Below are 21,132 nucleotides of genomic sequence, written 5' to 3' on the forward strand. Positions count from 1 at the left end.
ACTCAGTCAGTCCAGGCCGTCGGCTACGGCTTGTCCGGCTTCTTTTCCGTGGACAGCGGGCGTCCGCCCCCCGACTCGGCCGGGCGCACCGGCTCTGAGCGCGGCGCCGGGGCGGGGTCGGTCCGCACCTGCCCTCCCCCCGAACCGCCCGAGCTCCCGCCGGCCGACGGGTTATGGCTCGGCGCATAATCGCGCGGCGGCGGCGGGGCGTAGTGCGGCTGATCGATCGAGTTGCGCACGTTGGGCGGCGGCGTGTCGAAGCGCGGCCCCTGCGTCCGCACGGGCGGTTCGTAGCGCGGCTCGTTGCGCGAGGGACCGCGTCCCTCGCTTCCGCTCACGAAGGTGGTGCGTCCGCCGCGGAACTCCCCGTCTCCACGCTCGCCCCCGGACCGCGGCGAGCGAGGGAGGGCGCCGCTTCCATATGGGTTGCGCGCCCCCTCGACGACGTCGCGCGGCGGACGAACCCAGATGATTTCCGGGCCGCCGGTGGCGGTCGGATTCATCCGGTCCGGGCGCGCCGACGTCTCGCCGCCACGATCGCGCCCTTCGCCAAAGGTCATCGGCGAGTTGCGCAGTGCCCGCCCCGGAATGGCGTACGAGCGACGCGACGGATCGTCGGCGTCAACCGTCGTTCCGCGCCCGGGGCCTTCGGTGATCGTCGTCTGGCGGCGGATGTTGTTGAGCGCCTCGCCGTTGCGACGCTCGGGGATCGTCCCGACGGTGTCCGGACGCCCGCCCTTGATACTGTCGGGCAGCCACCCCGGGACCCGGCTGGAATCGACCGGTGGGGTGTACGGCGGCACTGGAGGATTCTGCGGGTTGGTCGGAGGACGACCGAGGAGGCAGACCGGGTTGATGTGGCCGAACATCCCGTAGTCGAAGCTGTAACCGCCGTAGGGCGACCATCCCAGGCCGCTGCAGCCATAGCCGCTGAAGTTGTTGCAGTCGGCCGACCCGCCGTAGCCGTCGCCGTAGTACAACTGGTCGTCCCACCGCTCGGCCATCCCGCGGCGATAACCGCCGTAGTACCCGTTGCAGAAGTTGGAAAAGCCGGCCGACGAGACCCAGTAGGGGGCGTCGACGTTGTAGTACTCGACCGCGTAGTCGAACGGCGAGTCGTCGCTGAAGTTCACGAGGCTCGCGAAGCGCGTCACCACGCGATGCGGATCACCGATGTACACGCGGCTCGGCCGCCCGACGTACATCCCGGTGACGTAGCGATCGAAGTCGCGCAGGGCGAGGCGGGAGAGATCGAACGGATCGTACGACGCCATCGCGAAGACGAAGCCGCCCCCCACCCGGTCGGTCGCGTAGAACGACGCGGAGCCGCGGCGTCCGCGAATCGGGATGTCACGCCCCCCCTCCACGCCGGTCGACATCGTGCGGCTCGCGGGATAGAGCAGCGTGAGATGGCCGTTGGCATCGACGCGGGCAACGATGACGTAGGCGTCCTGGCTCACGTTGAACCAGACCCGCACCGGCGCACCGTACGAATAGACGCTCGTGCCCTCCATCCAGACCTTCACGAGGGGCGCATCTTCGAGCGTGTCGGACGCGCTGGCCAGCGCGTTCCAACGGATGGTCTGAGCGCGTTCCATCGTTCGGGCGGGCTGCGAACCCACGCTGCGCGTCGCCTGCGCCCCTCCGGATGTCGCAACGGAGAGCACGGCGAGCGTCCCAAGCACCAACGATCGACGTCCCATGTCCACACCTCCGACCTGACGCTGGACCGCACGGCATTGCCCGCGCAATCGGTTCGAATGCCCCCCCAACCTAACGTCCCCATCACCCCGCGCCAGCACTTTCGCCCCGCCCCCCGTAGGCAAGCCACATGCCCCAGGCTATTTGACCAGTCTCGGCACCATCCCTAGCTTCCGCCTCCCTATGGAGACGAGTCGCGCCTCGCGCGCCGATCTGATCGACCCGGCCCAACTTGCCTCGCTAGGCCGGATGGAAATCGTCGCGAAGTGGGTCGTCGACGGTTTCCTGCAGGGGCTACACCGTTCCCCCCGGAAAGGTTTCTCAGTCGAATTCGCCGAGTTCCGCCCGTACCAACCGGGCGACGACCTGCGATACATCGACTGGAAGATCGTCGCGCGCGCCGACAAGTGGATGGTGAAGCAGTTCGAGGAAGAGACGAACATGCGCGCCGCCATCGTCCTCGACGTCTCCAAGTCGATGGATTGGCGCGGCGCGCCCGAGCGGATGACCAAGCTGGCCTACGCCGAGCAGATCGTGGCGTCGCTGGCACTCCTCCTCATCCGGCAGAAGGACGCGGTCGGCCTCATCCGCTACGACGACACGTTGCGCAGCGTGATTCCGCCGCGCGCGCGCAGCGTCCAGTGGCGCCGCATCGTGAAGGCGCTCGAAGAGGGGGGCTCCGGGAAGGACTCGGACATGTCGGCCGCCCTCGTACAGGCGGGCAAGCTCGTCTCCCGCCCGGGGCTCGTCGTCCTGGTCTCCGACCTCCTCGTGGACGAGGAGGCGACGCTGGCGGCGCTCAAGGTCGTGCGCGCCGGTGGGCACGGGGCGACCGTCCTGCACATCATGGATCCCTCGGAGCGCGACTTCGACGTCTCCCCCGAGGCGATCTTCGCCGACACCGAGCGCAACTTCCAGCTCCCGGCCACCGCGGCCGAGGTGCGCGAGGCGTATCGCACGACGGTCGAGCACGCGATCGCCGACTGGCGCAGCAAGCTCGCCGCCCTCGGCGTGGGGTACGAGGTCGTCTTCACCGACTCTCCGTTCGGCGTGCCGCTGCGCCGCGCCTTCGCTTCGCGCCAACGACTGCCGTGAGCTTTCTCGCCCCACTGTACCTCATGCTCGCCGGGGCGGTCGCCATCCCGCTCTTCCTGCACCTCCGGCGGCGCCGCATCGAGAACAAGGTCGACTTTCCCGCCGTGCGCTACCTCGAGCGCGCGGAGAAGGAGAACGTTCGGCAGCTCAAGGTCCGCAACCTGCTCCTGATGTTCCTGCGGATCGCCGCCGTCCTGGCCATCGCCTTCGCGGCGGCGCGCCCGATCGGGGCCTTCTTCGGCGCGGGGCACGTCCCCAGCGCGCTGGCGATCGTCCTCGACAACTCGCTGAGCACGAGCGCGATCGTGAATGGGCAGCCGCTCCTGGCCACGCTGCGCGAACGAGCGCTCGAGGCGGCCAACGCGGCCTCGCGCAACGATCGCGTCTGGCTCGTGACGGTCGACGGCACGGTGACCGGCGGTTCGCTCGACGCGGTGCGGCAGGCGATCACCCGCACCGATGTGCACCCCGGTCGCGGCGACCTGGCCAACGCCATCACGCGCGGCGCCGGCCTGGTGGTCGGGTCGGGGATGGAAGGGCGTCAGGTGGTGGTGGCGACCGACGCACAGGCATCCACATGGAACGCGCCGATCGCCACCGGTGATGTGCGCCTCTCGGTGCTCGCACCGGCCGGGGAGGCGCCGCGCAATCGCGCCGTCGTGCTCGCCGAAGCGCGTCCCTCACGCTGGACGCCGCGCGGGACGGTGGTGGCCCGTGCGCAGCTCTCCGACTCGGCGACGTACCGCATCGCGTTAGGCGAGCGCACGCTCGCGCGCGGAACGGCGCGCGGCGGCGAGGACCTGACCGTGCGCGCCGCCCCCCCCGAGCGGGGGTGGCAAGCCGGCGTCGTCGAACTCGAGCCCGATGAACTGCGGGCCGACGACACCCGCTTCTTTGCCGTCTGGCTGGGAGCGGCCCCGCTCGTGCGCCCCGAGCCGACGGCCGGCCCATTCCTGCGCACCGCGGTCGACGCCCTGGTGCAGGACGCGCGGGTGGCGTTAGGCGGCGACATCGCGCTCGCCCCCGCCGACGGCGCGGTGCGGCTCCCCGCGCTCCTCCTCGCCCCGGCCGATCCCACGCGGCTCGGGGCGGCCAATCGCACGCTCGAACGACTCGGGCTCCCGTGGCGCTTCGGTGCCCCGCGCCGCGACGAGACAGCGGTGCGCGGCGACAAGTTCGACGGTGTGCGCGCGACGCTGCGCTATCCGCTCGAGGCGCAGACGGGGGCCACGGGCGACACCTTGGCCACCGCCGGTGGCGCCCCATGGATCGTGGCCGGCGACGGCTTCGTCATCATCGGCAGTCCGCTCGATCCCGCCGCCACCGACCTTCCGCTGCGCGCGAGCTTCGTCCCCTGGCTGGGGGACATCATCGCCCAGCGGCTGGCCGGTACCGCGTCGGCCGACCTGCAGGCCGCCCCCGGCGCCGCGATGCGTGTCCCGAGCGGCACCGACGGTCTCGAAGGTCCCGATGGACAGGTCACCCCGCTCACCGCCAGCAGCAACGCTCCGTCGCGCGCCGGCGTGTACTTCCTGCGTCGCGGCACCGCGCGGGTCGGGGCACTGGTCGTGAATGCGGAACCCGAGGAGTCGGACCTGGCGCGCCTCCCGCTGGCGACGCTGCGCGACCGGGTGCGCACGCGCGACGCGCTGGTCACCGCCGACGCGGCGGAGTGGCGGCGCTCGCTGTTCAACCTCGGCGCACGCCGGCCGTTGCAGCTGCCGCTCATCCTGCTGGCCCTCGCCCTCCTCGCTGCCGAGACGCTGGTCGTGCGGCGCGACGAGCGGCGCCGCTCGGCGGCCTGATGTCGCTCCCCACGATCCTCGACGCGATCGAGCGCCTCGGCGCCTTCGCGCGAGTGGCGAACGCCTTCCCCTCGGGAGGGGCGCGTGTCCCGGTGGCCGGGCTGCACGGGTCGAGCGACGCGGTCATGGTGGCGGCGCTCGCCCGCCGCTTTCCGCAGCGCTTCTTCGTCGTCGTCACCGACGCCGTGCCCGACGCCGAGCGCTGGCTCGCCGACCTCCAGGTCCTCGTCGATGACGCGCACGCGGCGCTCTATCCGCCGCGCGAAGGGTTTGGCGAGGTCGAGCCGCACGCCGAGATCGCCGGCGAGCGCGTGGAGACGTTGGAAAAGGTCTCGCGTGGCGCGGTGCGCATCCTCCTCACCACGTCGCGCGCCCTGCTCGAACGCACCGCGCTGCCGCGCGCGTTAGGCTCGGCGCGCCTCGAGCTGCACAAGGGCGACACGCGACGCCCCGAGGACCTCGCGTCGCACCTCGAGTCCATCGGCTTCGAGCGGGTGGCCATGGTCGACGATGTGGCCCAGTTCTCGGTGCGCGGCGGAATCTTCGACATCTACTCGTTCGGCATGGCCGAGCCGGTGCGCCTCGAATTCTGGGGCGACGAGATCGTCGAGCTGCGCCACTTCGAGCTCGGCTCGCAGCGCTCCACGCGCCCGGCCACCGTCGCGGTCGTCCTCCCCGTCGACGGCGCCGTGGGCGACGTGGCCTTCGGGACCGAGCGCGTGTCGATCCTCGAGCTCTTTCCGCCGGACAGTGTCCTCGTGCTCCCCGACGAGTCGCACATTGCCCCGGAACTCGCTCGCACCTGGGAGGAGGCGGAGCATCACGCCGACCTCGCGCGCCGCCGCGGCGAGGACGTCGTCCCGCGCGACCAGCTCTTCCTCCCCCCCGCCGATGTCACCAAGGCGTTAGGCGCGTTCGGTCGCATCGCCGCCGCCGACCCGTCGCGCGAGAAGGACTGCATCACCTTCCCGATCCGCCCCCCGGAGAGCATCGCCCGCGACATCAAGCTGCTGCGGCAGGTGGTGCGTGACGGCACCCCGACGGTGATCCTCTGCGACAACCCGGGCCAGGCCGAACGCCTGGACGAGCTGCTCAACGAGGACGTCGATTTCCGCGCGCCGGCGTCGCTGGTGATTGGAGTGCTCAACGGCGGGTTCGTGGTCCCGCCTGGCGTGAAGACGAGAGGACGAGAAGACGAGAAGACGAGTGAGAGCGGTGACATCTCGTCTTCTCGTCTTCCCGTCTTCCCGTCTTCCGAGAACGCGAAGGGACTGCGCGTCCTCACCGACCACGAGATCTTCCGCCGCGAGCGCAGGCTTCGGCGTGCTCGACGTTACGCCACCGGCGCCGCCCTCGAGACCATCACGGCGCTCAAGTCCGGCGACTACGTCGTGCACCTCGAACACGGGGTCGGGATCTATCGCGGCATCGAACAGTTGTTCATGCGCGAGAGCACGATCGAGGTGGCCGTCATCGAGTACGAGGGTGGCGATCGCCTCAACGTCCCGCTCTATCGCATCGACCAGATCGAGCGCTATCGCTCGGGCGTCGACGTTGGCGACGATGCCCCGCCGCCCAAGCTGCACCGGCTGGGCGGGCGACGGTGGGCGCAGCAGCGCGAGAAGACGCGCGCCGCCATCGAGGAGATGACGCAGGAGCTGCTCGTCCTGTACGCTCGACGTCACGTCGCGTCACGCCCGCCGCACGTCCCCGATACCGCGTGGCAGCGGCAGGTCGAGAGCTCCTTCCTCTTCGAGGACACCCCCGACCAGCGCAAGGCGACCGAGGACGTGAAGGGGGACATGGAGAAGGCGCGCCCCATGGATCGGCTTCTCGTGGGCGACGTGGGCTACGGCAAGACCGAGATCGCCATTCGCGCCGCCTTCAAGGCGGTACAGAGCGAACGACAGGTCGCGGTCCTCGTCCCCACGACCATCCTGGCCGAGCAGCACTTCCGCACCTTCTCCGAGCGCCTGGCCGACTTCCCGGTGCGCATCGCCGTCGTCTCGCGCTTCCAGACCCCCAAGGAGCAGCTGACGATCCTGGCCGAGCTGGCGGCGAAGAAGATCGACATCGTCATCGGGACGCATCGCCTCCTGTCGGAGGACGTCGTCTTCGGCGCGTTGGGGCTCATCGTCATCGACGAGGAGCACCGGTTTGGCGTGAAGCACAAGGAACGGCTCAAGCAGCTCAAGCTCGAGACCGACGTCCTCACCCTCACCGCCACGCCCATCCCGCGCACGTTGCACCTGTCGCTCGCCGGGCTGCGCGACATGACGCTGATGCAGACGCCGCCGCGCGACCGCTCCCCGGTCCTCACCTTCGTGGAGCCGTGGGACGATGGGCTCATCGAGGAGGGAATCGCGCGCGAGCTCGATCGCGGGGGGCAGGTCTTCTTCGTGCACAACCGCATCGAGACCATCGAGGCCATCGCCGACCACGTGCGCCGCGTCGTCCCGCGTGCGCGCGTTGCAGTGGGGCACGGACAGATGCGCGAAAAGGACCTCGAAGACGTGATGCGGCGCTTCGTCTCGGGCGAGGTCGATGTCCTCGTCTCGACGCTCATCGTGGAGTCGGGGCTCGACGTCCCCAACGCCAACACGATGTTCATCAACCGCGCCGACCACTTCGGGCTCGCCCAGCTGTATCAGCTGCGCGGGCGCGTGGGGCGCTCGCATCGCCGCGCCTACTGCTACCTCGTCGTCCCCGATCGCATCGACGAGGATGCCGAGCGCCGTCTGCAGGTGCTCGAGCACCACACCGAACTCGGTGCCGGCTACCGCGTCGCACTCAAGGACCTCGAACTGCGCGGGGCGGGGAACCTCCTCGGCGCCGAGCAGTCGGGGCACGTGCATGCCGTCGGCTTCGAGCTGTACCTGCGCATGCTCGAGGAAGCGGTGCAGCGCGTCCAGGCTGGCGACGCCACCCCCAAGGTGATCCCGACCGACGTCTCGCTCGACCTCCCGTCGTACCTCCCCGACGACTACATCGCGTCGCAGGAGGCCAAGCTCGATATCTACCGCCGCCTCACCAACATCACCGATCCGGGAGTGATCGAGGCACTCAAGGGCGAGGTGCGCGATCGGTTCGGCCCACTCCCGGCCGAGGCCCAGCACCTGTTCGCCGCCGCCATCCTGCGCCTCGTCGGCGGGGAGATGGGGATCGAGGGGATCCTGGTGCATGGCGACGAAGCCCGTGTTACCTTTCGCGACTCCGCGGCACCCCGCCTCAAGGGGCTCAACGCGGCATTTGGAGAGGTGCAGTTCCGCGCCGATGTGCGACGCGTGCAACCGCTGTCACTCAAGCTCACCCGGCTGGGCGGCGCGGGGATCCTCGATGGACTCGTACGCGCCCTCAACATGCTGCGGCCGAACGAGACGCGCCGAGCCGGGTAACCCACGTTCCTCACTTCGATTTCCTCACCGGACGACCATGACTCGCCTTCGCTCCCTCGCCACGCTCGCCCTCGTCTCGCTCGCCGCGTGCGATGGACTGAAAGAGGCCTTCTCTTCGCATGTAGACGTCGCCGCGCAGGCGGGCTCGCAGGAGCTCTCCGTCCAGACGCTTGCCGACCTGCTCGGCAAGTCGCGCGTCCCCGTGCGCAAGGAAGTCGCGCAGAGCATCGCCGACGCCTGGGTCAACTACCAGCTCCTCGGCATCGCGGCCGCCAATGGCGACTCGCTTTCCGATCCCAAGCTGATCGACGAGGTCATGTGGCCCGTCTACACCTCGGCCAAGACCAACAAGTTCTACAAGCAGGTCTCCGAGAAGTGGACCACCGACACGTCCGACGCGACCGCCTCGGTCGCCTTCGACAAGGGAGACTTCCTCGCCGCCCGGCACATCCTCTTCCAGCTCGCGCCGGGACAGGAAGGTGACTCGCTCGCCGTCATGAAGAAGGCGCAGGGCGTGCTCGCCCGTACCACCTCGGCCAACTTCGCCACGCTCGCCAAGGAGTACGGCTCCGACGGCACGAAGGACGTGGGTGGTGACCTCGGCGTCTTCGCCCCCTCGGCGATGGTCCCCGAGTTCTCCAAGGCCGTCGCCGCCCAGAAGCCGGGCGACATCGGCATGGTCCGCACCCAGTTCGGCTACCACATCATCCGTCGCAGCACCTACCCCGAGGCCAAGGCCGCCTTCATGGCGGAGTTCGTGAAGCGCCAGCGCTTCGTGGCCGAGAGCACCTTCATCACGGGGCTCGAGAAGGACGGGAAGATCGACATCAAGGAAGGGTCGGCCAAGGTCGTCAAGGCGATCGCCGCCAACCCCTCGGAGCACGAGAAGGACAACACCGTCATCGCCACGTCGTCGCTCGGCAACTTCACCGCGGCGCGCGTCACCCGCTGGATCAACGGCTTCCCGAACCCCGACCAGATCCGCGGCCAGATCGCGCAGGCCCCGGACTCGTTGATGAAGACGTTCGTCATCAACCTGCTGCGCAACGAGCTGATCCTCGATGCGGCCGAGAAGGCGAAGGTCACGACGGACAGCAGCGAGACCAACGAGATCCGCTCGTCCTTCCGCGCCCTCATCGGCAACACCTGGGCTGGGCTCGGAATCGGCCCCGAAGCGCTGGCCGACAGCGCCAAGGACAAGGCCGGCAAGGAGCGCCTCGCGGCCGACCGCGTCGACGCCTACCTCGCCAAGCTCGTGAACGGAGAGGCCCAGTTCGTCGAGGTCCCGTCGCCGCTGGCGCAGGCGCTGCACAAGAAGTACGACTGGAAGATCAATCAGGCGGCGCTCGACAAGGCCGTGACCGCCGCCCAGCCCATCCGCGCCAAGGCCGATTCGGCGCGCTCCGCGCAGACCCCGCCCTCGGCGGTGCCGGTCCCGGGCGCGACGCCGCCGGCCCCCCCGCCGGTCGACACGAGCGCCAAGAAGTAGGCGCTCACCCCCGTTGAGTCTCACGCGCGGGCGATCCTTCGGGGTCGCCCGCGTTGAACTTCCCGACCCTTCCTCGTGTACCTTGTGGGCATGAAACTCCTCTCCCGGATCGCCCTGGCGACGGTGGCCCTCGCGGCCTCGGTGCTGTCGTGGCCGACGTCACTCGCCGCACAGGCGCCGATCAACATCCCGGTCGACAAGATCGTCGCGGTCGTGGGGCAGCAGCCCATCCTGTGGAGCGACGTGCTCGAGGAGATCTCGCAGCGCCGCGCCGCCGGGTTGCAGGTCCCGGAGGATTCCACCGCGCAGCTGGCCCTTGCCAAGTCCATCATCGAGGAGATGATCGACGTCGAGGTCATGGTGCAGCGCGCCAAGGCCGATACGTCGATCACCGTCGAAGACGCCGACCTGACCAACACGGTCGAGCAGCAGATGAAGCGGCTGCGCGACAACTTCAAGACCGACGGGGAGTTTGCCGCCGCCCTCAAGGGGGGTGGCTTCGGCAACGTCGAGGAATACAAGCGCTGGCTCACCGATCAGGCCCGGCGCCGCGCGCTGCAGGAGCGCCTTGTCGCCAAGATGAAGCAGGACGGCAAGATGATCTCCGTGGCCGTCTCCGAAGAGGAGATCACCGAGGCCTTCGGGCGCGAGCGCGAGCGACTCCCCAAGCGTCCGGCCACCGTCACCTTCCGGCAGATCGTCGTCCCCACCGTTGCGTCCGAGGCGTCCAAGAAGATCGCCTACGCGAAGGCGGAGTCGATCTACAAGGACCTCACCACCGGCGGAGACTTCGAGAAGATCGCCAAGCGGGTCTCCGAGGATTCGGGGTCGGCGGTGCAGGGCGGTGACCTGGGGTGGAGCCGTCGTGGGCAGATGGTCCCCGCCTTCGACGAGATGATGTTCCTCCTCCCCCCGGGGCAGATCTCGCCGATCGTGGAGACGCAGTTCGGCTTCCACATCATCCGCGTCGATCGTGTGCAGCCGGCGGAGCGCAAGGCGCGCCACATCCTCATCAAGCCCAAGTACGATTCGGCCGACGTGGCCATCGCGAGCATGCGGGCCGACTCGGTGCTCGCCCTGTGGGAAAAGGGGACGACGTTCGATACGCTCGTCGCGCGCTACCACGACACCGCGTCCGACGAAGCCAAGGGGGTGCTCGAGCCGTTCGAACGCTCGCGCCTCCCCGAGTCGTACCAGAAGGCCTTCGAGGGGAAGAAGAACGGCGACTTCATCACGCCGTTCCCGGTCGACGACAAGCAGCGCGGCGTCCCCAAGTACGTCATCGCGCAGTTGGTGAACGTCGTCGATGAAGGGGAGTACACCGTGCAGGACCTGCGGAACCAGATCCGCGACCAGCTGTCGCAGGAAAAGTCCTACCGCCGCCTGCTCGACGGGCTGCGCAAGGACACGTACGTGACCGTCCTGCTCGACGCCGCAGAAAAGAAGTCGGCCGCCAGCCAGCCGAACTGACGCCACCCCCCTCTCGGTCCGTCGCCCCGCGATGTCGCGCCCCATTGCCATCACCCTCGGCGATCCGCGCGGCATTGGCCCCGAGATCGTCGCCAAGGCGTTAGGCGATCCGCGCGTCGCCGCGCTGGGGTCATTCGTCCTCGTGGGGCCGAGCGGGACGGGGCTCGAGGTGCGGCACGACGTGGGGCGCTGGCACCCCGGCACGTCGTCGGTAGGCGACGCGGGGCGACTCGCCGGGCTCGCCATCGAGCGCGCCGTCGCGTTGGCGCTGGCGGGTGAGGTGGGGGGCATCGTGACCGCCCCCATCGACAAGGCGGCGCTCCTGGCCGGGGGCTATGACTACCCCGGCCACACCGAGATGCTCGCCGCCCTCACGGGATGCCGGGTAGCGATGATGCTCGCCTCCGACAAGCTGCGTGTCGTTTTGGCCACCACGCACATCGCCTTGCGAGACGTTCCCGCGGCGGTGACTCGTGAGGCGATCCTGCAGGCGGCGGAGGTCACGCGCGACGGACTGCGGCGCTGGTTCGGCATCGCCGAGCCGCGCATCGCGCTCTGCGCGATCAACCCGCACGCGGGGGATGGCGGGCGGTTCGGTCGTGAAGACGAGACGATTCTCGCCCCCGTCGCGCGCGAGGCGGGGATCAGCGGTCCGTTCCCGGCCGACACCGTTTTCGTGCGCGCCATGCGCGGTGCCTTCGACGCGGTCATCGCGCCCTATCACGACGTGGGGATGACCGCGATCAAGGTGGCCTCGTTCGGGCACGCCGTGAACGTCACCCTCGGCCTCCCCTTTCCGCGCACCTCGCCCGATCATGGCACGGCGCTCGACATCGCGGGGCAGGGGATCGCTGATGCGGGGAGCATGGTCGAGGCCATCACGCAGTGCGCCGGCATCGTCGCTCGCCTTGCGGCGACTCCGGAGGGCACGCCAGAAGGGGCGGCGGGCGCCGCCTAACGCTCGTCCGCCTAACGCTTCTCCGCCTGGCGCACGCCGTCGATCGTCATCGCCAGCACCTTGATGCGCCGGCCGTCCATCTCGCGCACGTCGAACGTGGCGCCCCCCGCCGAGACGCGGTCGCCCACGAGCGGGAGTCGCCCCAGGGCGCCAAAGACGTATCCGCCGATCGTCGTGTAGTCCTCGTCCGAGAGCTCCAGCCCGTACTGCTCGTTCACCTCGGCGACGTGCGTTTCGCCGGGGAGCGTCGTCTCGCCTGACGACGAGGTCGTGGCGCGCTCCTCGGGCTCGTCGTACTCGTCGAGGATCTCGCCGACGATCTCCTCGAGCAGGTCTTCCATCGTCACGATGCCGGCCGTCCCGCCGAACTCGTCGAGCACCACCGCCATGTGCTCCTTCCGGCGCTTGAAGTCGGACAGCACCTCCTCGACCTCGCGCGACCCGGGGACGACGAGGACGTCTCGCATCACGTCGCGCAGGGTGAACGACGGCGTGGGGCGGCGCAGTGCGCGCAACAGGTCCTTGGCGAGCACCACCCCGATCACGTTGTCCAGCGTCCCTTCGTAGACCGGATAGCGCGAGAAGTTGCTCTCGTCCACCGCCGTCAGCGCCTCCTCGAGCGTGGCCTCGATCTCCAGCGCCACCACCTCCGTCCGTGGCGTCATCACCTCGCGCGCATTCTTCTCGCTGAACTCGAAGACCCCTTCCATCAGCGCCGCGTCCTGCGTGTCGATCGCCCCCCCCTCCTCGCTGTGCTCGATGAGCATCCGCAACTCGTCAGGCGAGTGCACCGTGTCCTCGGTCACGTCGGCCTTCTGCCCAAACAGGCGCAACACGAGTTCGGCCGACGCGTTGAGGACGAAGGTGAAGGGGGCGGTGAGCCACGCGAATCCCAGCAGGAGCGGGGCAAGGATGCGCGCGAACTGCTCGGGGTGGTTCAGCGCGGCCGCGCGCGGCGCGAGTTCGCCAAAGACGACGTGCATGAAGGTGGCGCACGTGAGCGCCACTGCCGCGCCGATGCTCACGCGCACCGATGCCTCCAGCGCGATCGGGAGCGAGGCGAACCAGTGCTCGAAGAACTCGCCCAGCGTCCCCTCGATCGCCCACCCCAAGCCGAGCGACGCGAGTGTGATCCCCAACTGGCTCGCCGACAGCACCTTCGCCAGATTGCCGGTGGCCTTGAGCGCGTACGTCGCCAGGCGATCGCCCGAGCGCACCATCGCCTCGAGCCGCGTCCGGCGCGACCGGACCAGGGCGAACTCCACCGCGACGAAAAAGCCGTTGAGGAGCAGCAGGATGACGATGAGCAGGGCGCGATTGGGCACGCTGGAACTTACCCGAACGACGGACGCGTCGTCCACCGAAAGATGACGTCGCCGCCGCACGCGCCCACACATTCGCACGAGCACGGGCAGTCCCACGCCCATGGGCGTGACCACTCACATGGCCACTCGCATGGTCACGGGCATGGGCATGGGCACGCCCACGCGCATCTCCCCCATGGCTCCGCCGACCCGGCACTCCAGCGCCGCCTGCGGTGGGCGCTCGCGCTCACCGTCGTCTTTCTCGTCGCCGAAGTCGTTGGGGGCTTCGTCGCCAACTCGCTCGCGTTGCTCGCCGATGCCGGGCACATGCTCACCGACGTGGCGGCGCTGGCCCTGTCGCTCTTCGTCGCCTGGTTCTCGCGCCAGCCCGCCGCCCCGGAAAAGACGTATGGCTATCTGCGATGGGAGATCCTCGCCGCCTTCCTCAACGGCGCGGGGCTCCTCGTCGTCTCGGCGGTCATCATCGTCGAGGCCATCGGCCGGCTGCAATCGCCCGAACCGGTGGCGACGGGGCTGATGCTCGGCGTGGCCGTCGGCGGGCTGCTGACCAACGCCGTCTGCGCCTGGATCCTCCACCCGCTGCACCAGCACTCGCTCAATGCACGCGGCGCGTATCTCCACGTCCTGGGTGACCTGCTCGGGTCAATCGGCACCGTGGCCGCCGGTCTTCTCATTCGATTCACCGGATGGGACGCGGCCGACCCGATCGCCTCGATCCTCGTGACGCTGCTCATCGTGCGCTCCTCGTGGCACCTCGTGCGGGAGAGCGTCGACGTCCTGCTCGAGTCGACACCGTCGCACATCTCGTTAGGGGCGGTGCGCGAGCGGTTGGGCGGCGTGGCCGGCGTGGCCGCGGTGCACGACCTGCACGTCTGGACGGTGACGTCGGGAATGATCGCGATGAGCGCCCACGCCGTCGTGCCGCGCGACGTCGATCACCAGCGGGTCCTGCGCGACGCGGTGGCCGCGATGCGCGACTTCGGCATCCACCACTGCACGGTGCAGATCGAGTGCGAGCCGATGTGCGAGAACGGTCACCCCTGACCATCCGGGCGACCGTCACCGCCCCGGCGTGACGCGGATCACCAACGCCTCCTCGACGGCCCCCCCGTTCACGTTCTGCCCCGCACACGCCGACACTCGCACGTGCCGCCCGAACGCGCGCGGCGCCAGGATGGCGGGGCCCGTGACGGCGCACCGCATCGGGCGTCGTGTCCGGTGGAGATAGTCAACACGCGAGCGCCGATGTGGACCATGATCAACGATTTCCGGATCGAGAAGTCGCGCCTCCCGGTGGTGCTCGTCACTGTCGATGGGCAGCGCGTCTCGGGTGACCTGTTCGTGCAGGCGAGTGCCCGCAACCAGCTGGGGCACGAGACCGCGCGCGACGTGCTCAACGCACCGGAACCCTACTTCCCGATCGCGACCATGAAGGGACGCACGTTGCTCCTGGCCAAGGACAACGTGCGCGAGCTGTTCGTCGCCCGGGAGGACGCGGAGCAGGAGGAGTGGGAGTTCGGCACCCCCGCGGAGGTCGACGTGGTCATGCAGGGGGGCTCCCGACACCTCGGCACGATCCTCATCCAGCAATCCTCGGGGCGGCAACGCGTCCTCGACTATCTCAACCGACTCGGTGATCGCTTTCTCGCGCTCCACAAGGACGAGGGAATCGTGCTGTTGAACCGCGCGCGCATCGCGCACGTCTGCCACGAAGCCTGATGTCCCAGATCCCCCGCCTCCTCGAGGTGCTGTCCAGCACCCGCGCCGACGCCCTCACCATCACCGAGGGGGCGCCGATCACGCTCACGCGTCCGGATGGCACCCACCCGATCACGAAGCAGCCACTGACCTCCGCGCACTGGCGCATCCTCGTGGGCGAGTTGATCGCCCCGACGCCGATCGCGTCGCTCGAGGAGGGAGCGGTGGTGGAGCAGCCGTACCTGTGCGCGGGGCAGGAGTACCGCGTCAAGGCCTGGCGCGATGGATCGTTAGGGCGGGCCGAGGTGCGCCTGACGTCGGCGCCGCGCCCGTCGGCGGCGCCGGCGCCGGTCGCGGCCGTCCTGGCCACCCCGGCCGAGCCGTGGCGCGCGCCGGTCGACCGCGAGGCCCATGCGCGCATGGACGAGCTGCTGCGCGAGCAGATGGCGCGCGGCGCCTCGGACTTGCACCTGCGCTCGGGCGACTATCCGCTCATGCGCGTGCACGGCGACATCGTGCGCCTCACCGACCATCCGCTGGTCGATCCGGACACGTTAGGCGCGATGCTCCACGCCATCATGCCCGAGCGCAATCGCCGGGAGTTCCACGAGATCCACGACACCGACCTGGCCTACGAGATCCCGGGGCTCGGGCGCTTCCGCGTCAACGTCTTCTCCGACCGCCACGGCCCGGCCGCCGTCTGCCGCGCCATCCCGTCCAAGATCATCACGGCCGAGGAGCTGGGGCTGACCGCCGAGGTCCAGGCGCTGACCCGCCTCACCAAGGGACTCGTCCTCGTCACCGGCCCCACGGGGAGCGGGAAGTCGACGACGCTGTGTGCGCTCGTCGACCTCGTGAACCGCGTCCGGCAGGATCACATCGTCACCATCGAGGATCCCATCGAGTTCGTCCACGAGAGCAAGGGGTGCCTCGTGACGCAACGCCAGGTGGGGATGCACACCGGCTCGTTCAAGCACGCGCTGCGCGCGGCGCTGCGCGAGGATCCCGATGTGGTGCTCGTGGGCGAGTTGCGCGACCTCGAGACCGTCGGCATCGCCATCGAGACGGCGGAGACGGGACACCTCGTCTTTGGCACGCTGCATACGACGACGGCGGCCAGCACGATCGATCGCATCATCGACCAGTTCCCCCCGGACCGTCAGGAGCAAATCCGCACCATGCTCTCGGAGTCGCTCAAGGGGGTCATTGCGCAGACGCTCTGTCGGAAGATCGGCGGGGGGCGGGTGGCCGCCATGGAGGTCCTGCTGGCGACGCCGGCGGTGTCGAACCTCATTCGCGAGTCGAAGACGTTCCAGATTCCCAGCGTCATGCAGACGTCGCGGCGCCTCGGGATGATCACGCTCAACGATGCGCTGGTGGACCTGGTCGACAAGGGACAGGTCGAGCCGAAGGAGGCGTACCTGCGGGCCATCGACAAGGGGGCGTTGGTGACCAACCTCAAGACGCGCGGCTTCGACATGTCCTTCATCGAGCCCGAGGCGGGGAGCGCGCCTAACGCGTCGTCACGATCCGACGCGCCGTCCCCGGTGCAGGCCCGGACTCCCGCCGCGCGCACCGGCTTCGGCCTGCGTCGCTGACCGCGGCGTGGGCGGCCCCGCCGCGCCGCCCCCCGGCCCACTGGGCACTCCCGGCACCCGCGTCACTTCGAATCCGCCCGGCACCCCCGGGCGACCACCGAAACAAACGGCGCGAGGGTCGTCCCTCGCGCCGCAATCGTAACTCTGGGTGGTGGTGACGCCCCGTCCGGGGCGACGTGGTCGTTACGTCCTGACGTCTTCGCTGGAACCCGCCGCATCGAGGTCATTCCCCTTCGGCAGCTCGCCACGGGGCCGTTCGTACTCTTCACGCTCGCTGTAACCGTAGCCGCCGCGGACTTCTCCTCCCCGCATGTAGTCGTGTCCGTAACCGCGTCCGATGGGGTATTCGTCCTTCGCGGGATCCTGCTGCTGGTGCATGGCACACCTCCGGCAAGTGACTGGACCCCTACACGGTGCCATGCCCGGTCTTTCTAGGCAAGAGCCTTGAATGCCCATCGGCGCGCGGAGATACTTCAAGGCTATGGATATCCGCAACATCGCCATCATCGCGCACGTCGACCACGGGAAGACGACCCTGGTCGACAAGATGCTTCGGCAAGCTGGTGCATTCCGGGACAATCAGGTCGTCGCTGAGCGCGTGATGGACTCCAATCCGCTCGAGCGTGAGCGGGGGATCACGATCCTCGCGAAGAACACCGCGGTCACCTGGAAGGGCACCAAGATCAACATCGTCGATACGCCCGGGCACGCCGACTTCGGCGGTGAAGTCGAGCGCATCCTCCGCATGGTCGACGGCGTCCTGCTCGTCGTCGATGCCTTCGACGGCCCGATGCCGCAGACCCGCTTCGTCCTGCGCAAGGCGCTCGACCTCAAGCGCCTGCCCATCGTGGTCATCAACAAGATCGATCGCCCTGGGGCCGAGCCGCTCCGGGTACACGATGAAGTGCTGGACCTGTTCATCGAACTCGAGGCCGACGACAGCATCCTCGACGCGCCCTTCATCTTCGCCTCCGCGCGCGAGGGGGTGGCCACCGCCGACCTGAGCGTCACGCCGGTCGACCTGGCCCCGCTGTTCGACGCGATCGTCGCCCACGTCCCGTCGCCGCCAAGCGAGACCGAGGGGACGTTCCAGATGCTCGTGTCGACGCTGGATTATTCGCCGTATCTCGGACGCCTCGCGGTGGGGCGGGTGGAGCGGGGGCGGGTCAAGCTGGGGCAGACGGTCGCCTTGCTGGCGAACGACCCCACGATTCCGGTCGTGACGTCGCGCGTGACCAAGCTGTACACGCACCAGGGGCTGGACCGCATCGAGGTGGAGGTCGCCGAGGCGGGCGACATCGTGGCGCTGGCCGGGCTGGAGGGGGTGGAGATCGGGAGTACGCTCTCGGACGTCGAGACCCAGGAGCGCATGGAGGGGATCTCGGTCGAGGAGCCGACCATCTCCGTCGACCTGATGGTCAACAACTCGCCGTTCGCCGGGAAGGACGGGAAGTACGTGACCTCGCGGCAGCTCCGCGAGCGCCTGACGAAGGAGCTCGAGCGGAACGTGGCGCTCAAGGTGGAGGATACCGAGTCGACTGACACGTGGACGGTGTCTGGGCGCGGCGAACTCCACCTGTCGATCCTGATGGAGACGATGCGGCGGGAGGGGTACGAGTTCCAGGTGTCACGCCCGCGGGTCATCCCGCGGGAGGGCCCTAACGGCGAGAAGCTCGAGCCGTACGAGGAGCTGATGATTGACGTCCCGGAGGCGCATCTCGGGGTGGTGATCGAGAAGCTCGGGCCTCGGCGGGCGGAGCTGATCGACATGCGGAATCCGGGACAGGGGATGGTACGGGTACGCTATCGGATTCCGGCGCGCGGCTTGTTCGGCTATCGCAGCGAGTTCCTGACCGATACGCGCGGCACGGGGATCATCCACCACCGGTTCCTGGAGTACGGGGCGTGGGCGGGGACGCTGGAGGGGCGGACGCGTGGGACGCTGGTGTCGATGGAGCAGGGGAGCGTGGTGGCGTTTGCGCTGGGGAACCTGCAGGAGCGGTCGACACTGTTTGTGAGTCCCGGCGATGCGGTGTACGACGGGATGATCATCGGGGAGAATTCGCGTCCGGGCGACATGGACGTGAATCCGACGAAGGAAAAGAAGCTGACGAACATGCGGTCGAAGTCAGCCGATGATGCGATTCAGTTGGAGCCGCCGCGGGAGTTGACGTTGGAAGGCGCGCTGGAGTACATAGAGGACGACGAGCTGATCGAGGTCACGCCGACCGCGGTACGATTGCGGAAGCGGATGTTGAATGCGATCGATCGCAAGAAGCTGTCCCGAGAGGTGAAGCGCGAACGGGAGCGCGCGTCATCGTAATCTTCATCCAGGAGACTAAAGCAATGTTGCCCGAGTTCGAGTCGTCGCAGGCGCACGCCATGTTCGCGATGTCCCCCCGGCGTGAGGACGATGACGACTTTGACGACGCGGAGGAGGAAGAACTGGAGGAGGACGACGAGTTCGACGACCAGTTCGACGATCCGGAGAAGGTGTCGTTGGAGGATGACGAGGAGGACGACGACGACTTCGAGGAGGATGAGGAGGACGACGAGGATGAGGACGAGGACGAGGATGACGACGAGGAGGACGAGGATTTCGAGGACGACCTGATCGACCTGGACGACGAGTACGATGAGGACGAGGACGAGGATCGTTCGCGTCCGGGACCGGGGCGATTCGAGGAGTAGACGTCCCCACTTGACGGGGTAGTTCTCTGTCTTATCTTACGCGTCCCCTCAGACCCTTGGGGGGACGTGCTGTTTGAAAATCGAGCGAGATGGTGTGCGAGGCTCTTGAAGATCCGCGGCGTTCGTGCGCTGCGGGGAGAGTCACAAACACGAATTGATTCCGGATGCAGTGACGGATCGCCGAGCGATCGACTGATCCGAGACTGCGTTCGGTGAGCTTATGAATTGAATTCTCTTGGAGAGTTTGATCCTGGCTCAGGACGAACGCTGGCGGCGTGCTTAACACATGCAAGTCACGGGGGGCCCGCAAGGGTCAACCGGCGAACGGGTGCGTAACACGTGAGCGACCTGCCCAATTGCGGGGGATAGCCGGCCCAACGGCCGGGTAATACCGCATACGCTTCCCTGGGGGCATTCTTGGGGAAGGAAACCTACGGGGCGATTGGAGGGGCTCGCGGCCTATCAGCTAGTTGGCGAGGTAACGGCTCACCAAGGCGATGACGGGTAGCTGGTCTGAGAGGATGGCCAGCCACATTGGGACTGAGAGACGGCCCAGACTCCTACGGGAGGCAGCAGTGGGGAATCTTGCGCAATGGCCGAAAGGCTGACGCAGCGACGCCGCGTGGAGGATGACGCCCTTCGGGGTGTAAACTCCTGTTGCCCGGGACGAATGCCTGTTTCGACAGGAGTGACGGTACCGGGTGAGGAAGCACCGGCTAACTCTGTGCCAGCAGCCGCGGTAATACAGAGGGTGCGAGCGTTGTCCGGAATCACTGGGCGTAAAGGGCGCGTAGGCGGTCGGGTAAGCGTGTGGTGAAAGTCCGGGGCTCAACCCCGGATCGGCCATGCGAACTGTCCGACTGGAGCACGGTAGAGGCACATGGAATTCCGGGTGTAGCGGTGGAATGCGTAGAGATCCGGAAGAACACCGGTGGCGAAGGCGGTGTGCTGGGCCGTAGCTGACGCTGAGGCGCGACAGCGTGGGGAGCAAACAGGATTAGATACCCTGGTAGTCCACGCCGTAAACGATGGGCACTAGGTCCTTGGGGGAGCGACCCCGTGAGGGCCGGCGCTAACGCATTAAGTGCCCCGCCTGGGGAGTACGGCCGCAAGGCTGAAACTCAAAGGAATTGACGGGGGCCCGCACAAGCGGTGGAGCATGTGGTTTAATTCGACGCAACGCGAAGAACCTTACCTAGGCTTGACATGGCCGGGAAAGCCAGGGGAAACCTTGGCCCCTCTTCGGAGTCCGGTCACAGGTGCTGCATGGCTGTCGTCAGCTCGTGTCGTGAGATGTTGGGTTAAGTCCCGCAACGAGCGCAACCCTTGTCACTAGTTACCAGCGGGTAAAGCCGGGCACTCTAGTGAGACTGCCGGTGCCAAACCGGAGGAAGGTGGGGACGACGTCAAGTCATCATGGTCCTTACGTCTAGGGCTACACACGTGCTACAATGGGCGGGACAACGGGTTGCGAAGCCGCAAGGTGGAGCCAATCCCACAAACCCGTCCTCAGTTCGGATTGTCGTCTGCAACTCGACGGCATGAAGCTGGAATCGCTAGTAATCGCGGATCAGCTACGCCGCGGTGAATACGTTCCCGGGCCTTGTACACACCGCCCGTCACGCCATGGAAGCGGCGAGTGCCCGAAGTCCGTGCCGGAACCCTCACGGGACCAAGCGGCCGAAGGCAAGCGTCGTGACTGGGGCGAAGTCGTAACAAGGTAGCCGTAGGGGAACCTGCGGCTGGATCACCTCCTTAACGGAGCATCACTAGTAGACCCTTCGGGCAACCGCTCGGGTCGAACGTCGCTCTCGTAGTCGCAACCCGCACACCATCCGCTCGATTCTCAATAAAACAAACGCCCCGCATCCTCTCAGATCGCGGGGCGTTTGTCTTGTCCGTCACAC

At 68.1% G+C, this 21,132-nt stretch carries 15 protein-coding genes and 1 rRNA gene; 12 read left to right on the plus strand and 4 right to left on the minus strand.

The window, feature by feature from the left end; all coding sequences use genetic code 11:
* Nucleotides 1-23: 23 nt before the first annotated feature.
* Complete coding sequence (locus IPN47_00085; protein MBK9406455.1) at nucleotides 24-1,598, minus strand: DUF4384 domain-containing protein; 1,575 nt, start codon at nucleotides 1,596-1,598, stop codon at nucleotides 24-26.
* A 352-nt stretch (nucleotides 1,599-1,950) separates the two neighbouring features.
* Between IPN47_00085 and IPN47_00090 the strand changes: the two genes are divergently transcribed.
* The 6 genes from IPN47_00090 to pdxA all read left to right on the plus strand — a co-directional run bounded on the left by IPN47_00090 (nucleotide 1,951) and on the right by pdxA (nucleotide 11,913).
* Nucleotides 1,951-2,796, plus strand: coding sequence for a DUF58 domain-containing protein (locus IPN47_00090; GenBank protein MBK9406456.1), 846 nt, complete (start codon nucleotides 1,951-1,953; stop codon nucleotides 2,794-2,796).
* On the plus strand, nucleotides 2,793-4,601 hold the full coding sequence (locus IPN47_00095; GenBank protein MBK9406457.1) for a BatA and WFA domain-containing protein: 1,809 nt from the start codon (nucleotides 2,793-2,795) through the stop codon (nucleotides 4,599-4,601). The genes IPN47_00090 and IPN47_00095 overlap by 4 nt, the downstream gene beginning before the upstream one ends.
* Nucleotides 4,601-7,996, plus strand: a complete 3,396-nt coding sequence (mfd, locus tag IPN47_00100) for a transcription-repair coupling factor (GenBank protein MBK9406458.1) — start codon at nucleotides 4,601-4,603, stop codon at nucleotides 7,994-7,996. The genes IPN47_00095 and mfd overlap by 1 nt, the downstream gene beginning before the upstream one ends.
* Before the next feature lie 37 nt (nucleotides 7,997-8,033).
* The gene (locus tag IPN47_00105; GenBank protein ID MBK9406459.1) at nucleotides 8,034-9,485 is read left to right on the plus strand and encodes a peptidylprolyl isomerase; all 1,452 of its coding nucleotides are present in this window, start codon (nucleotides 8,034-8,036) and stop codon (nucleotides 9,483-9,485) included.
* Between the two features lie 90 nt (nucleotides 9,486-9,575).
* A complete protein-coding gene (locus IPN47_00110; GenBank protein MBK9406460.1) occupies nucleotides 9,576-10,955 on the plus strand; it encodes a peptidylprolyl isomerase in 1,380 nt (459 codons plus the stop codon).
* Between the two features lie 31 nt (nucleotides 10,956-10,986).
* The gene (gene pdxA, locus IPN47_00115; protein MBK9406461.1) at nucleotides 10,987-11,913 is read left to right on the plus strand and encodes a 4-hydroxythreonine-4-phosphate dehydrogenase PdxA; all 927 of its coding nucleotides are present in this window, start codon (nucleotides 10,987-10,989) and stop codon (nucleotides 11,911-11,913) included.
* Between the two features lie 11 nt (nucleotides 11,914-11,924).
* On the opposite strand, the gene IPN47_00120 is transcribed toward pdxA, so the two are convergent.
* Complete coding sequence (locus IPN47_00120) at nucleotides 11,925-13,238, minus strand: HlyC/CorC family transporter (protein ID MBK9406462.1); 1,314 nt, start codon at nucleotides 13,236-13,238, stop codon at nucleotides 11,925-11,927.
* Between the two features lie 42 nt (nucleotides 13,239-13,280).
* On the opposite strand from IPN47_00120, the gene IPN47_00125 reads away from it, so the two are divergent.
* The gene (locus tag IPN47_00125) at nucleotides 13,281-14,282 is read left to right on the plus strand and encodes a cation transporter (GenBank protein MBK9406463.1); all 1,002 of its coding nucleotides are present in this window, start codon (nucleotides 13,281-13,283) and stop codon (nucleotides 14,280-14,282) included.
* A gap of 15 nt (nucleotides 14,283-14,297) precedes the next feature.
* Here the strand turns inward: IPN47_00125 and IPN47_00130 are convergent, their stop codons facing one another.
* Nucleotides 14,298-14,441, minus strand: coding sequence for a hypothetical protein (locus IPN47_00130; protein ID MBK9406464.1), 144 nt, complete (start codon nucleotides 14,439-14,441; stop codon nucleotides 14,298-14,300).
* Between the two features lie 51 nt (nucleotides 14,442-14,492).
* Here IPN47_00130 and IPN47_00135 point away from each other — a divergent pair, with 51 nt between their 5' ends.
* Both IPN47_00135 and IPN47_00140 read left to right on the plus strand, forming a co-directional pair.
* The gene (locus tag IPN47_00135) at nucleotides 14,493-14,957 is read left to right on the plus strand and encodes a hypothetical protein (protein ID MBK9406465.1); all 465 of its coding nucleotides are present in this window, start codon (nucleotides 14,493-14,495) and stop codon (nucleotides 14,955-14,957) included.
* Between the two features lie 398 nt (nucleotides 14,958-15,355).
* Nucleotides 15,356-16,534, plus strand: a complete 1,179-nt coding sequence (locus IPN47_00140) for a type IV pilus twitching motility protein PilT (protein ID MBK9406466.1) — start codon at nucleotides 15,356-15,358, stop codon at nucleotides 16,532-16,534.
* A gap of 183 nt (nucleotides 16,535-16,717) precedes the next feature.
* On the opposite strand, the gene IPN47_00145 is transcribed toward IPN47_00140, so the two are convergent.
* Complete coding sequence (locus IPN47_00145; GenBank protein MBK9406467.1) at nucleotides 16,718-16,912, minus strand: hypothetical protein; 195 nt, start codon at nucleotides 16,910-16,912, stop codon at nucleotides 16,718-16,720.
* 103 nt (nucleotides 16,913-17,015) lie between these two features.
* Between IPN47_00145 and typA the strand changes: the two genes are divergently transcribed.
* The 3 genes from typA (at nucleotide 17,016) to IPN47_00160 (ending at nucleotide 20,983) form a co-directional block, all read left to right on the plus strand.
* On the plus strand, nucleotides 17,016-18,857 hold the full coding sequence (gene typA, locus IPN47_00150) for a translational GTPase TypA (protein ID MBK9406468.1): 1,842 nt from the start codon (nucleotides 17,016-17,018) through the stop codon (nucleotides 18,855-18,857).
* Nucleotides 18,858-18,916: 59 nt separating this feature from the next.
* Complete coding sequence (locus IPN47_00155; GenBank protein ID MBK9406469.1) at nucleotides 18,917-19,225, plus strand: hypothetical protein; 309 nt, start codon at nucleotides 18,917-18,919, stop codon at nucleotides 19,223-19,225.
* A 232-nt stretch (nucleotides 19,226-19,457) separates the two neighbouring features.
* Nucleotides 19,458-20,983: ribosomal RNA gene (locus tag IPN47_00160) — 16S ribosomal RNA — on the plus strand.
* Nucleotides 20,984-21,132: the final 149 nt, after the last annotated feature.

The sequence above is a fragment of the Gemmatimonadota bacterium genome (genome assembly GCA_016719105.1).
Lineage (GTDB): Bacteria > Gemmatimonadota > Gemmatimonadetes > Gemmatimonadales > Gemmatimonadaceae > SCN-70-22.